Source organism: Pedobacter sp. UYP30, from assembly GCF_040547165.1.
Classification (GTDB): Bacteria; Bacteroidota; Bacteroidia; order Sphingobacteriales; family Sphingobacteriaceae; genus Pedobacter.
On the sequence record NZ_JBEPPD010000001.1, the window covers coordinates 292,572 to 307,231 of the forward strand.

Consider the following 14,660-nt stretch of genomic DNA (forward strand, 5'->3'; position numbering starts at 1 on the left):
AAACAAATCTTTAGGTAATTGGTACTCGTATCTATAAAAATAATAGAAATTATTGCAGCTACTAAGACAGAACGAGGATGCGGAGACCTGCCAAATTAAATACAATTGCTCTTTTATACCTAAAACTGAAACCCTCTGAACTTCGATAAGTTAATTACTAAACAAAATTTAAAAAAGTTTGTAAGGAAAACTTCTTTTTTACGACAAACAATTAAGGTAGCACGGAAGAAAATCAAATTACAAATTATTTAACCCATTTGCTAATGGACAATATGGTTGAGGTAAAAAACAAGAGCGATTTAACATCTATCGGTGCAAACCCAAAGGAATGGGTATGTAATTATGCGGATTTTCTTTATCAGTTTGCTTTTAGCAGATTAAATGATGACGAACTTGCGAAAGACTTGGTGCAGGAAACCTTTTTATCTGCCCTGGAGAAAATAGGAACTTTTAAAGCAAGAAGTTCTGAAAAGACTTGGCTTACCGCTATTTTAAAGTATAAGATTGTAGACGTTTACCGTTCGCGCTCCTCTGCCATGCAGGCAGACAATAATCAAAACAAATTCTTCGAACAACAAGATGGACATTGGAAAGTAGAAGCCAGGCCAAAAGAATTTGGGATAGAACATTCTACTGCTTTAGAAGACAAAGAATTTCAGCATATATTAAAGTATTGTTTAGGAAAACTTCCAAAACTGTGGCACACGGTGTTTGCAATGAAATTTATTGATGACGAACAAGGTGGCGACATTTGCAGCAAACTAAATATTACCTCGTCAAATTATTGGGTGATTATGCATAGGGCAAAACTAAATCTTCGGGCTTGTTTACAGAAAAATTGGCTTTAGAAATAGAAGTTCGGCTGATTTCAGACCTTTTTGTAGAAAAAGGGCATCATACCAAATACCAACACTAAATTTATATACAGATGACAAAAAGAAAAATCGATAACGATTGCGAAAGAGCTACACGCCTTATAGAGCAAAAGCAATTTGATAAACTTTCAGTTACGGATGCGGTAGATTTGGTAGTTCATTTGGCAGACTGCTATGAATGCATGATTTATCAAAAACAAAGCGAACTTATAACAACGCTCTGCCGTAAGGTTTTAGGCGAACCACCAACAGGAATTTTACTCGACGATGCTTTTAAGGAAGCACTACAGAACAAGATTAACGAGATGCACGAGGACTAAAATCCCGACCGACCAAATAAAAAAAAAGGAAGAATTTTGTAAGGATTATCCAAAAAGTACGACAAAGTTATAAACGGATATTTTATTTTAAACCCGCTTATACATTTTTAAAAAACAATCGATACAATGGAAAATTTAAGTACAAACACAATTTCAGAAAATTCAGTAAACCTGCAAAAATGGGGAATTTTAGTAATCCGATATGGCCTGGCGCTTGTCTTGATATGGATTGGAATATTAAAGTTCACTTCTTACGAGGCGGAGGGAATTGCTCCTTTGGCAAGCAATAGTCCTATCATGTCCTGGCTTCCTTCCATGCTTGGGGTTACAGGGTTTGCCAAATTGTTGGGCGTGATAGAAATCACCACAGGCCTGTTGATATGTTGTAGGCCAATTGCGCCCAAAGTATCTGCTTGGGGAAGCCTTGCCGCATGCATTACGTTTATTATAACACTAACCTTTCTTTTTTCAACGCCAGGGATTGTACAGAAAGGATATTCATTTCCCTTTATCTCGCCAATGCCAGGCCAATTTCTTTTAAAGGATATTGTGCTCTTAGGGGCTTCTCTTTTTACGGCGGGTGAGGCTTTTGCTGCTGCACCACAAAAATCGATGTGGTAAGCATTCTTACCATTTACAAAATCAACTTTCAAATCAACAAAATAAAAATAAATTATGAAGCCTTTAAAAAGTAAGTTTACACTAATATGCACGGTTGCTATAAGCAGTATGCTGGTATTAAACAGCTGCAAGAAAGATCGGCAACACGGTAGTACCGACAACGATGTCTCTGGTTTTCTCTACACCACTACAAATGGAGAGGGTACCAACTAAGTGGTTAGATTTTCTCGCCATGCAAATGGAACCCTTAGCGATGAAAAAGCTTTCAGCACCAACAGTTTAGGTGGCGCAAATGTGGGCGCTGGTGGCGATGCCCATGGCGATTTTGATGCCCAAGGTGGTGTGCAGATTATAGGAAATTATTTACTTGCCGTAAATGCAGGCGGTAATGATGTCTCAGTTTTTGGGCTAGATAAAAAGACAGGCGACTTAACCTTTAAAAATAAGGTGGGTTCTGGAGGTACAAGACCGGTAAGTATTGGCTATACAAAGAAAAATGGCAGTGCAGATGAGTATTGGTTAGTAGTGGGCAATCAATGGAACAATCCAAAGGTGCAAAAAGATGGTGCGGCGATAGAACGCTATCCCAACAATGCTTTCTTTATGCAAGATCTTACTTTGCCCGATGCTACCGACAATGAAAGAAACATCCAACTTTTTACATTTAATGCCAGTACAGGGGCACTTACAAGTGTAAAACAATTAGATAAGTACGATCGCGAAAATGGAGGACCAACCACGGTTAGCTTTAGTGATGATGGTACTAAATTAGCTGTAGCCACATGGGGCATTGCCCATTTTGGCACTAAAGTTACTTCGCTTAATGAACAGCATCCAAGTCGGGTGTATGTATATGATTTTGCTAACGGAAATGTGAGCGGAGGCAGGTATTTTGAAGAAGCGGGTATTGCCGGTACAATAGGTTTTAGCTGGGCTAAAAATAAAAATACTACATTGTTCGTTTCAAATTTTAACGTCATTCCTTCCAAAATGGATAATAGCGTTACCGTTTTAACTGATGGAGGCTCATCGGTTACAAAAACGGCTAATTTTAGTTCTACACCTAATTTGGGCATTAATGAATCATGCTGGACAACTTTAAATCCGGCAGGCGACAAACTTTACGTGTCGAGTTTTCAAACAAGCCTTGTTTCTGCATTCAATGTGAATGGCACAAACTTGAGTTATTCATCCACCCAGGTTAGGGGCGATCTTGCACCAAAAGGAGGCGATTCTAAAGAAGTTTGGATATCGCCAGATAATAAATATTTATACAATACGGGCGCACTTCAATCTTTTTCGATTAATCTATTCAATATAGATAGCGATGGATTTACCTATAAAAAACAGTACATTCTTTCTACTACCGCAGATGGCGCAGGTATTGCAGGAAAGTATAACTTTTTGGGTTTAGTAGGTTATGATATTCCATAGTTCGTTTTTTAATGTGTTTTGATTGTTTTGCAGGATATTCCGATCTATAAGGAATATCCTGTTTTTTTAACTGTTGGCCATTTAACTTTTACCGTAGTAAAGAGTTTCGGCTCAATTAACAAGACAAAAGATGAAAAATATAAATTTTAGCAATTTAAGTGTAGTCTACATAAATTGTACTTTAAAAAAATCGCCAGAAACTAGTCACACAGATTTGCTAATGCAGGTTTCCAAAGCGATTATGCTTAAAGAAAAAGTTAAAACTGAGGAGATTCGTTTTATCGATCATGAGGTGGCTACTGGAATATATCCAGATATGAAGAAATATGGCTGGGAAGCGGATGAGTGGCCAGATTTATTTAAGAGAATTATAAAGGCAGATATAATTATTATAGGTACCCCAATTTGGCTCGGCGAGAAATCTTCTGTCGCTCAAAAGTTAATTGAAAGACTTTATGCAATGAGTGGCGAAACTAACGATAAGGGACAATATATTTTTTATGGTAAGGTAGGAGGGTGCATTATTACTGGAAATGAGGATGGAATAAAGCATTGTGCAATGGGTTTATTATATGCGCTGCAACATATTGGTTATTCCGTTCCGCCCCAAGCAGATTCTGGATGGATTGGAGAAGTTGGGCCTGGTCCAAGTTATGGCGATGAGGAATGGAAAGGTAAAAAGCTTAAAAAGCCAGTCGGTTTTGAAAGTGATTTTACCAATAGAAACACCACATTTATGACTTACAATTTACTTCATTTGGCTGCCATGCTGAAAGCAAACAAAGGCTATCCAAAATATGGCAACTCTAGGAAAGACTGGGATAGTGGCGAACGCTGGGGATTCGAAAACCCAGAATATAGACAAGGAAAAAAGAACGAAAATAAAAAACAACAGACTTAAGCTAACGTTGTGTGCTGCTCAGTATCGACAATAAATTTGTTCAAATAATACCTCGAAGCTCTGCTTCGGTGGTCAAAGCTGAAAGTTTGAAAACGAAGTTTTTTCATAAGGCTAACAATAGACTCTCTGCCACCAATACCCCGATAGCTCTGCCTCGTAGTCATTTATTGACATTAAAGATAGCGATGCAAAAATTAGCGAAATAAAACTGGTTCATTTGCCCGCATAAAATGCTCGGTTTTGTCTCTTGTTATCACGAAAAAGAGAGATGCCCATCTTGCTTAACAATATTCAACATCTCTAGTGGGCTCTTTATCATCTTGTTACAACCTCTGCTTAAAATCAAAATATTTTGAGCAGAGGTTGTAATCAAAAGGCTCGGCACAATCTTTTAAAGCAGGCGCCCTGAAGTTAAGCAGCCTTAAAAAGATACATGCATCATCAATTTTTTTGGTTTATTTATAAAAACGTTCCGAATCGCTCAAAATGGCAGGTATATCCATTCGGAATTCTAAGTAAATAATCCTGATGTTCAGGTTCTGCTGGCCAAAATTTTGCAATAGGTTCCAATGTCGTAACGACTTTTCCGCTCCATCTTTTGGAATTATTAACGATTTGGATAACCTCTTCAGCCACTTTTTCTTCTTCTTCATCTTGAATGAAAATTGCTGAGCGGTAACTAGCTCCTCTATCATTGCCCTGTCTGTCGACTGTTGATGGGTCATGAATTCTATAAAAATAATCGAGAATTTCTTTGAAATTTGTTTTTGAGGGATCGTACGTTAATTCAATTCCTTCTGCATGGCCAGGATGATTTCGATAAGTTGGGTTTTCGTTTTCGCCACCAATGTAGCCTACCTCGGTATCGATTATTCCAGGCCGCACCATAAATAAATCTTCCATTCCCCAGAAACAACCACCAGCTATATATGCTTTTTTATAGTTTTCCATATTTTTTTTATTTTATGTGTTGAGCCCAACTTATTTTATTAGTGAAACACTAATAATTGCTACAAGTTTTCTTTTACAAGATTAATTGATTCTGAATTAATACAGTAACGCAATCCACTGGGTGCGGGTCCATCAGGAAAAACGTGTTCCCGATGGGTATAGCAAACATTGCACATCACTTCTACACGCGTCATTCCAAAAGCATTATCGTTTTGGTATTTAATTGCATTTTGTTTGATAGGCGCTGTGAAACTCGGCCATCCTGTACCTGAGTTAAACTTAATGGTCGAATCGAACAATGGTGTATCGCAACAGATACAATTGTATTGTCCAGCATCGTGCGCACGGCAAAACCCTCCCGAACCGGCAATTTATCAAAAATTGAAGGTAACCTAAACATCTCATTTAAAAAAATCAATCCTTCCAAACATTGTTTTTTCTATTACTGTCTGGTAATTTTTGATTGGGATCCACTGTTACAGACTGAATTGATTGTGTGGTTGCTAAATGAATGGTTTGCACGCTGCTCTGCATCCAGGTTTCAACTGGCAACTTTATCAATTTTTTGCTTCCGTCTTTTAAAGTAACCTGAAGAGTAAGTGGTAAAGCCATTTTTTGCAGATTTACCAAAGTTATGTCGATACCTTTTTTAGCATCGTTGTTGGTGTAAACAACAGACTGTACGGCCACATCAAATTCCCAGTTATTATAAAACCATTCTTTCCAAAACCAAGAAAGATCTTCGCCTCCTTCACTTTCCATCGTTCTAAAGAAATCATCGGGCGAAGGATGTTTATAAGCCCAACGCTCTATGTATTTTTTAAAAGCATAGTCGAAACGGTCTTTTCCTAATATCTCTTCGCGCAGCAACACCAAACCAAAAGCAGGCTTAAAATACACCAATGGATGACGATATTGCTCCGTAAGCATATCAGCCCTCGCCATCATGTTGGGTGCATCTTGATCTTTCAGCAATGGAATAATCTCGTCGGCCGGGTTTCCTTTTTCTGGGGCGTACTCTCCATCTCTTTTTGGCGCATACTCTCCTTTGTTAAACTCATCTGCCGCATAAATATCTATAAAGGTGTTAAAACCTTCATCCATAAATGCATAGCGCCGTTCGTTGCTGCCAACAATCATTGGGAACCAATTGTGGCCAATCTCGTGGGCGGTAACCCAATACAGTTCATCGCCTTTGGCTTTCCAACCGTCAAAAACGATGCCTGGGTATTCCATTCCACCTGCAATACCGGCTTCGTTTATGGCAACAGGGTAGGGATAGACGAACCATTTTTCAGAGAAATATTCCATCGATTTTTTCAAATACTCCGTTGCCCTACTCCAAGCTTCCAATCCAAAACTTTCCACCGGATAAACTGACATGGCGAGTGCAGTTTTACCTTCTGGCAAATTCACTTTCGCGGCATCCCACATGTAGGCTTTTGATGCGCCAAAAGCCACATCGCGTGTATTAAACATTTTAAAATGCCAGTCTTTGGTTCCTTTATTTTGGTTGCTATTTTCTTTAACCACATCCTCCGCCGAGCGAATCATAACGGTTTTATCGCTTTGCTTGGCCTTAGAAAAACGCGTAAATTGTTCCGAAGAAAGTACTTCTTTTTCATTTTGTAACTCACCGCTTCCCGCAACAATCATTCCCGAAGGCACGGTAACGGTATAATCGAAATCGCCATACTCACAATAAAATTCGCCGCTGCCTAAAAATGGGAGCGTATCCCATCCATGCAAATCGTCGTAAACGCACATCCGCGGATACCATTGCGCTATTTCATAGATTTTTCCATTTTTGGTTTCGAAGAAATCTGTCCTACCCCCAAATGACCCGGGAATTTCATAGCTGTAATCAATATGAATGTCTATTTTTCCTTTTGATGAAAGAACTTCTGGTAAGCGAATCTGCATCCGCGTATCATTAACAACATAGTTGGCTTTAAATTTTTTTCCTTTATAGGTTAGGCTGATGCTTGCGAATTTATATCCATCGGTATGTTGATTTTCTGTAGAAACCGAATTTTTTGAAGATTTCAAATAAAAATTAGACCGTGCATCGTTGCGGTAGTTATTTTGATCTATTTCTAACCAGAGCGAAGAAAGGTCTGTCGGACTGTTGTTGGTATAATGAATGGTTTCTGTACCAGTTAGGGAATTTTGAAGGGTATCTATGCTTGCATGTAGCACATAATCTGCCCGATTCTGCCAATACTTGTCGCCAGGACTGCCATTTGCTGCTCGAAACTCGTTCCCGTTTTTTGTATACGCATTTTGCGCAAACAGTTTCAATGGATTATAAACAGATTTTTCTTTTGTGGTTTGTGCCGATAAAGAAAAGCAAGTTGAAAGTAAAAACGCTGATAGAGTGATTTTTTTGAGGTTCATGTGGCGTGAGTTGGCAAATTCGAGTTTGTTATTTAGCCAGAAGCTGGCATTTCGATCGCTAAAGTAAGCGAAATTTAGGAAACTATTTCGCGAAAAATTAGGTGTCAAAGTCGCCTACAGCAAAACTAAAGACTAGTTCTTGATTTGCAAAATATTTTGCTAGCGTCTGCCATGCTTAGAAAACATTTTACGCTTAATGTGGTATTCCCAAAAGGAACATAGAAGCTCAGAATGACAAGCGTATCTCGATTGTTCGATGTGCTATTAATGTAGAAAGTATGCTATAACATTATCGTTCAAAATCGAGTTGGAACCGAGAAAACAGAAAAAATTTTATTATTAAGAACCACCCTTGCATTAAATACGGCTCAAAAAACCTCGTAAATGACTCGTAACAAATCGAGTTTTGGGCTTTAAGTTGATCAAAGCTCAAAATCAATAATTAAAAAAACCGCTCCAAAATTTGAAGCGGTTTTTTTGTGGGCCCACCTGGGCTCGAACCAGGGACCAAAAGATTATGAGTCTTCTACTCTAACCAACTGAGCTATAGGCCCTGCAAAACATTGTTTTTTGCGATTGCAATGTTACGAAATTGTGCCCGATAATTGAAAAAAATTCTCAATTAAAAATAAATAGAATCCTCTTGAAACTCATTTTCAAGGAATTAGACTTCTTGCGCATCTCTCTTATTATTGCTTTAGGCTGTGTTTTAGACGACCCAAAGCAACAACTATTAAATTTTTCCTTCAGGTTTTGAGTTTTTAATTCCTTGTCGCCCTAAAACAAAAATATTTTTAACGTATTTTAGCATTGAAAAAAAGCTCTTTAATTGTAATGCCCAGCCAAATATTTTTAACAACAACCCTACATGGATTATAACCAGCTATTGCACGAGGTAAAAATATACGTAACCAATTATTACGAAACACATAACGACCCAAAATTGACCTACCATGATTTTGGTCATACAGAAAACGTTGTTAATGCAGCAACGCAAATTGGCAGTCACCACCAGTTAAAAGAACAAGATATGTTTATGCTGGTTACTGCGGCTTATTTTCATGACATTGGTTATTTCGATGACCCAAAAACCCACGAGGAAATTGGCGCAAGAATGGCAAAAGACTTTTTGACTGAAAAAAAAGTTCCGCTAGAAATGATTGCCCAGGTGCAAGCGCTAATTAACAGCACAAAAATGCCACAAGCACCGCACACAAATTTAGAGGAAATGTTGTGCGATGCAGACCTGTTTCATTTAGGGTTGAAAGATTTTGCAGAAAAATCAAAAAAAATACATGCGGAGGTTGCTCAGCTTGTAAATTTAAATTTGAGCAAAAAAGAGTGGCGAGAAAAAGACATTGCTTTTTTACAAAGCCACCATTTCCATACCGGTTATGTGAAGAAACTATTGCAGCGGCAAAAGCAAAAAAATTTAGATAAACTTGAAAAGAAAGTTGCAGCTAAACATTCAAAAAAAGAGGATAAACCATTAGAAGTTGTAAACGAAGAGTCTTCTGAAAATGAAAAGTCGCCACCAAAAATATTTGATGTACAAAATATAGAGCAGAGCAAAAAGAAGGGCGTTGCAAAAGGCGTGGAAACGTTGTTTAGAATCACTTCTACCAATAATCAACGCCTAAGCGATATGGCCGATAACAAAGCGCATATTCTTATTACGGTAAATTCTATCATGCTCTCCCTAATTGTCAGTTTGGTTTTAAGACGCTTAGATAACAACACTTTTTTAGTAGTGCCAACTTTTCTGTTGCTCTTTGTTTGCCTTACCTGTGTGGTAATATCTATTCTTTCTACTCGGCCAACCATACCTGCGGGCACTTTTACACAAGAACAACTCGATACTAAGAAGGTTAACCTCATCTTTTTTGGCAATTTTTATAAGATGAGTTTACAACGATATAGGGAAGGAATGATAGACGTAATGAACGATTTGGACTTTTTATATGGTACACTCATTACAGATGTGTACTCTCAAGGTGTAGTACTTGGAAAAAAGTACAAGTTAATTCGCTTGGCCTACAATGTTTTTATGTATGGCCTTATTGTCTCGGTACTTTGTTTTGTAATTACCTATTTCTGGTACGGAAAAATTTAGATACCTCGGTCAATGCAGAAATTATTTTACTCAACTTAACGAATACCATCAACTAAAACATACACAGACAGCTCGTATTGTAAACAAAAGTTGAAAAATATTGTTGATTTTCAAAAATATTTCACCAAATAAAATTAGATATGATCCACTTAAATATGTCCTTAAAAAAAATAGTGTTTTATACGTTAAGTGCAGTTTCCATAGCATTTCTAACGCTTTCTTGCGTAAATGCCGCTAAAGAAAAATCAGCGACCTTAGAAGCAAACGCAATGAAGAGCTATGACCTGAGTAAACCAGTGAAATTTAACATGGCGCAAACGCTGTTCGAAATTTCTGGAATTGCGTTTAATAAAGGCGATGCTAAGGAAATTTATGCCATACAAGACGAGGACGGTGAATTATTTCAGTTTAATTTAAATGATAAAACCCCGAAAGCGCTAAAGTTTGGTGGCCATGGCGATTACGAAGATTTAACCATCGTTAACAACCAGGTAATTGTTTTAAAAAGCAACGGAGAATTGCATCAGTTTCCATTATCTGCAATAAATGGTGCAGAAGTAAAAGATGTAAAGAAAATTAAAGACCTTGTTCCAAAGGCAGAGTATGAAGGTATTGCGTCCATAGAAAAAAGCAAAATGGTGTACATTTTAACAAAAGACAGCAAAGCCGATAGCAAAGAAAAAGCATCTACAGTTTATTCTTTCCATCTTAATGGTAAGAACGAATTAGAACCTAAGTCTATTTTCAAAATTTCGCATAAAGAAATCGAGGAATTAGATGGCAGTAAGAAAAGCCGTTATCGCCCGTCGGCTTTGGTTTTTAATCAGAAGACCGAGGAGTGGTTCGTGCTAAGTTCTGTAAACAAACAGTTAACCGTTACCGATGCAAATTTCAAAGTCAAAGCAACGTATAAGTTAAATGGCAATATTTTTAATCAGCCAGAAGGCATCGCTTTAGATAGCAACAATAATTTGTATATTTCTAACGAAGGCGGAAAGCTTGCTGCGGGAAACATTTTAATGTTCAAATATCATCCTTAACGCTAAAAAAAAACATTCAATCAAAACATATATGGTAAAAAAAATTACGCTAGTTCTTCTTTTTATTAGTTTTTTCTGTAGGGTTTATGCTCAGGAAGGCGTTAAGTATAGGATTATTCTTATAGGCGATGCTGGAGAAATGAACTCCATACAGCAACACGATTTAAAATATGCAGCCGAAAAAGTAATTGACGGCAAAACCACTGTTGTTTATCTTGGCGATAATATATATCCTAACGGGATGGCAATACCTGGAGATGCAAACAGAGCAGAGACAGAAAAAATCATAAAATCTCAGTTTTCGCCTATGCGAGAGGCTGGTGCGGCAGTTTATTTCGTTCCTGGAAACCACGACTGGGATCAATCTGGGCCAAATGGACTTGCCAAAATTAAAGCCCAAAGCGATTTTATTTATGCGCAGAAAGATTCACTCTTAAAACTCTTGCCCACAAATGGTTGTCCGGATCCGGTAGCCATTAATTTAACAGATAAACTTACCATCATTGCATACGATAGCGAATGGTGGCTTTTTCCGTACAATAAACAAAACCAAAAAGGCGAGTGCGATTGTAGAACTAAGCAAGACGTAATTGTAAAGATGGAAGATTTGCTTGCTGCTAACAAAGGGAAGCAGATTATTTTGGTTTCCCATCATCCTTTTCAAAGCTATGGCCCGCATGGCGGATTTTTTAGTCTACGAGATAATATTTTTCCGCTCACTTCTTTTTCGAATAGCTTATATATTCCTTTACCCATAGTCGGCTCGCTTTACCCAATTTTGAGAACCACTTTTTTAAGTCCAGAAGATTTAAATCATCCGCTCTACAAAGACATGGTTAAACAAGTAGAAGGCGTTTTTGGAGATTATCCAAATGTTACTTATGCAGCTGGGCATGAACACGGTTTGCAGCTAATAAAAAATAAACAGTTACAAATTGTGAGTGGGTCGGGCGCTAAAGTCTCGTCGACACGCGGCGGAAAATATTCTCTTTTTAATGAAACACAGCAAGGCTTTGTGGTTGCAGATCAACTTAAAAATAACGATATGCGTTACGAGTATTACATCTATGCAGACAGCGCGGCAAAAAAGGTATTTAGTTATACCAAAAAATTCGAAACCATTAAAATCAAGGCAATTGCTCCCGTTAAACCGATTACTCAAGATAGTATATTAGTGGCCTTAAAACCCAAATATGACAGCGTTGGCCGTTTTCATCGGTTTTTGTTTGGCGAAAACTACCGCAAAGAATTTGCTACGAAAGTTAATGTACCAGTATTGCGGGTTTCTGAATTGAAGGGAGGTTTACATGCCACAAAAAGAGGTGGAGGAAACCAGTCGAAGTCTTTACGTTTGGAAGATTCGAATGGGAAGGAATGGGTATTGAGAAGCGTAGAGAAGTATCCAGAAGTGCTTTTGCCGCCACAATTAAGGGAAACCTTTGCTAAAGACATTATCCAAGACAATCAAACAGCACAAAATCCTTACTCTGCATTGGTGGTTCCGGTATTGGCCGAAGCTTCAAAAATCCCTCATACAAACCCAATTATTGGTTGGGTATCGCCAGATAAAGGACTTGGAGAGTTTGCCAAAGGGTTTGTAAATACGCTTTGTTTGCTGGAAGAACGAGAGCCCGTGGGAGAATCAGACAGTTCGCCGAACATGGATGAAAAGTTGACTGATGACAATGACAATTCCGTTGATGGAAAAGCTTGGTTAAGGGCACGTGCGCTAGATGTGTTGCTTGGCGATTGGGATAGACATGAGGACCAATGGCGTTGGAAAGAGACCAAAAATAAAGGCAACTCGCATTATACGCCGGTTCCAAGAGATAGAGATCAGGTGTTTTTCAGGTCAGATGGCTTTGTACAACGTTTTGCGCAGGGGTCTTCTTTGTTGCCCCAAATGCAGGGATATGAGCGAGAGATAAAGAACATCGATTGGTTTTTATGGGAGGGAAGAGAGATAAGCAGCCGGCTGACGGCAAACATTGGTAAAGACGAATGGGATAAGATTATTAAAGACTTTTGCGCCAATTACAATGATCAGGTTTTAGAAAGAGCACTGCAACGCTTTCCAAAAGAAGTATATGGTTTGCACCATGATACAATTTTGGCTCAAATGAAGCAGCGAATTATAGATCTTCCTGTAATGATGGATAAGTACTATAATTTTTTTAACCGCATTGTAGATATAGAATTAACCGATAAAAATGAACTTGTTCATATTGATGATGCGCCAAATAAAGGCTTGACCATTAAAATAAACAAAATCTCTAAAAAGAATGAGGTTGAACAAGAGCTTTTTAATAGAACGTTTGATCCAGCCGTAACCAAAGAAATTAGGGTTTATCTTCATGACGGAAAGGATAGCCTTGTGCTAAACAACAAAACATCCAACATAGTTCTGCGCATTATAGGTGGCAAGAACAAAAAGGTGTACAATATAGAGGAGAGCCATGCAAGCGTAAGGCTTTACGATAAAGAAGATAAGAATGTTTATCTGGGAACGGGAAAAAACAATATTCGCAAAATTTTATCAAACGATACGGCTAACGTAAGTTACATTCCTAAAGACATGTATCGTAGAAATTCCATAGCGATAAATCCAGGCTATAACGTAGATGATGGAGTTCTATTGGGTTTGACGTATTGGCAAACAAACCCAGGTTTTAGAAAGCAACCTTGGGGCAATAAACAAACGGTATCTTTCTTGCATTCTTTTGCCACTTCTGCGTTTCAATTTAACTACAAAGGCGAATGGTTAAAAGCATTGGGCAAAGCAGATGTTATTTTAAAGGGGGATGTGTATGCTCCAGACAATACCCAGAATTTTTTTGGTTTAGGAAATGAAACGGAGTATAATCGAGACATAAAACCCATTTCTTATTACAGAACAAGGTTTAACATCTACCAAGTTGATCAAAGCTTTAGGTGGCGGAGGCCAAAATCTTCTTTTAGCGTTGGTCCATCGTTTCAATATTATCGATATGATAAAGGAGATAACCTTAATAAGTTTATTAGCCAAAATAACTTTACGAATGCACCAGATAGTATCGCTATAGAAAAAGACAAGGTTTTTGCAGGGGTAAAAGCAAATTTTTCTAACGATACCAGAGACAACGACTTATTGCCTGCACTTGGCAGTTACGTAGATTTTAACTTACTTATATATAAAGAGTTGACCCATTATGGCCACTCTTTCGGTCAATTTACAGGAAGTATTTCCCTATATAAAAATTTGGATGAAGGAAAGCACTTTGTAATTGCCGATAGGTTTGGCGGCGGAATAACGTTTGGTAAACCTGCCTTTTATCAAAACTTATATTTAGGTGGTGAGGGCAATTTGTTAGGTTATAGACAATATAGGTTTGCTGGCCAACATAGTTTTTACAACAACGTACAGTTTAGGGCAAAAATTGGCAATTTGGTAAATTATATACTTCCGGGGCAATTTGGAGTAATTGGATTTTACGATGTGGGCAGGGTGTTTGCAAAAGAAGAAGAATCTGACGTGTGGCACCATGGTGTTGGTGGAGGCGTATATTTTGCGCCGGCCTCTTTTACAGTGGTTAGGTTTGTTATGGGGCACTCAACAGAAGGATGGTATCCTTACGTAGGATTAAAGTTTAGATACTAAAGCTTCGGCTGTGCGGGCAAAAATTTAAACCCTGCTTAAATTTAGATAAATAAAATTGCCATAGCCAACCCGGTGGGATCGGCCTAGCAACAGTTTGGAGGAAAAAACGTCTGAAGCTGCTTGCAGAGAATTGTCGGATTACTCGTGCGAAGAGGATTCGCAGCCGCGCGCAGGAAAAAGCAAAGGAAAGGCCTCGACTCATCGATATTAAACAGCTTGGCGAATTTTAACTAAAGAGGTGCCAGCCATGAATGTATTCACGAGTGGATATTGATTAAATGCGTTCATGAACTCGCAGAAGTGCTCGGTTTTGCTAATTTTTGTCAAGAAAAAAGTAGGGCTCCCGTCCGGATAGGACAGCGTTGGTAAAT

12 protein-coding genes and 1 tRNA gene are annotated in these 14,660 nt (G+C 38.2%); 9 read left to right on the forward strand and 4 right to left on the reverse strand.

What is annotated here, in order from left to right:
- The first annotated feature begins 263 nt into the window (after positions 1-263).
- The 6 genes from ABIB40_RS01320 to ABIB40_RS01345 all read left to right on the forward strand — a co-directional run bounded on the left by ABIB40_RS01320 (position 264) and on the right by ABIB40_RS01345 (position 4,151).
- Positions 264-848 (forward strand): sigma-70 family RNA polymerase sigma factor, encoded by a 585-nt coding sequence (locus ABIB40_RS01320; protein WP_354355159.1) that lies wholly within the window; start codon positions 264-266, stop codon positions 846-848.
- 80 nt (positions 849-928) lie between these two features.
- Positions 929-1,195 (forward strand): hypothetical protein, encoded by a 267-nt coding sequence (locus ABIB40_RS01325; protein WP_354355161.1) that lies wholly within the window; start codon positions 929-931, stop codon positions 1,193-1,195.
- Positions 1,196-1,321: 126 nt separating this feature from the next.
- On the forward strand, positions 1,322-1,816 hold the full coding sequence (locus ABIB40_RS01330) for a YkgB family protein (protein WP_354355163.1): 495 nt from the start codon (positions 1,322-1,324) through the stop codon (positions 1,814-1,816).
- 54 nt (positions 1,817-1,870) lie between these two features.
- Positions 1,871-2,029, forward strand: coding sequence for a hypothetical protein (locus ABIB40_RS01335; protein ID WP_354355165.1), 159 nt, complete (start codon positions 1,871-1,873; stop codon positions 2,027-2,029).
- Positions 2,030-3,250 (forward strand): lactonase family protein, encoded by a 1,221-nt coding sequence (locus ABIB40_RS01340; protein WP_354355167.1) that lies wholly within the window; start codon positions 2,030-2,032, stop codon positions 3,248-3,250. It begins immediately after the preceding gene.
- Positions 3,251-3,380: 130 nt separating this feature from the next.
- A complete protein-coding gene (locus ABIB40_RS01345) occupies positions 3,381-4,151 on the forward strand; it encodes a flavodoxin family protein (protein ID WP_354355169.1) in 771 nt (256 codons plus the stop codon).
- A 459-nt stretch (positions 4,152-4,610) separates the two neighbouring features.
- Here the strand turns inward: ABIB40_RS01345 and msrA are convergent, their stop codons facing one another.
- The 4 genes from msrA to ABIB40_RS01365 form a co-directional block, all read right to left on the reverse strand.
- Positions 4,611-5,102 (reverse strand): peptide-methionine (S)-S-oxide reductase MsrA, encoded by a 492-nt coding sequence (gene msrA / locus ABIB40_RS01350; RefSeq protein ID WP_354355171.1) that lies wholly within the window; start codon positions 5,100-5,102, stop codon positions 4,611-4,613.
- A 59-nt stretch (positions 5,103-5,161) separates the two neighbouring features.
- The gene (gene msrB / locus ABIB40_RS01355; protein ID WP_354355510.1) at positions 5,162-5,473 is read right to left on the reverse strand and encodes a peptide-methionine (R)-S-oxide reductase MsrB; all 312 of its coding nucleotides are present in this window, start codon (positions 5,471-5,473) and stop codon (positions 5,162-5,164) included.
- Positions 5,474-5,516: 43 nt separating this feature from the next.
- A complete protein-coding gene (locus ABIB40_RS01360) occupies positions 5,517-7,499 on the reverse strand; it encodes a M1 family metallopeptidase (protein WP_354355173.1) in 1,983 nt (660 codons plus the stop codon).
- Positions 7,500-7,979: 480 nt separating this feature from the next.
- Positions 7,980-8,053: transfer RNA gene (locus ABIB40_RS01365), tRNA-Ile, on the reverse strand.
- A 314-nt stretch (positions 8,054-8,367) separates the two neighbouring features.
- Between ABIB40_RS01365 and ABIB40_RS01370 the strand changes: the two genes are divergently transcribed.
- The 3 genes from ABIB40_RS01370 (at position 8,368) to ABIB40_RS01380 (ending at position 14,289) form a co-directional block, all read left to right on the forward strand.
- The gene (locus ABIB40_RS01370; RefSeq protein ID WP_354355175.1) at positions 8,368-9,612 is read left to right on the forward strand and encodes a Pycsar system effector family protein; all 1,245 of its coding nucleotides are present in this window, start codon (positions 8,368-8,370) and stop codon (positions 9,610-9,612) included.
- Positions 9,613-9,767: 155 nt separating this feature from the next.
- Positions 9,768-10,652 carry an SdiA-regulated domain-containing protein gene (locus ABIB40_RS01375; RefSeq protein ID WP_354355177.1) on the forward strand — a complete coding sequence of 295 codons (885 nt, stop codon included), beginning with the start codon at positions 9,768-9,770 and terminating at the stop codon, positions 10,650-10,652.
- A 31-nt stretch (positions 10,653-10,683) separates the two neighbouring features.
- Positions 10,684-14,289, forward strand: a complete 3,606-nt coding sequence (locus ABIB40_RS01380) for a BamA/TamA family outer membrane protein (RefSeq protein ID WP_354355179.1) — start codon at positions 10,684-10,686, stop codon at positions 14,287-14,289.
- Positions 14,290-14,660 lie beyond the last annotated feature (371 nt).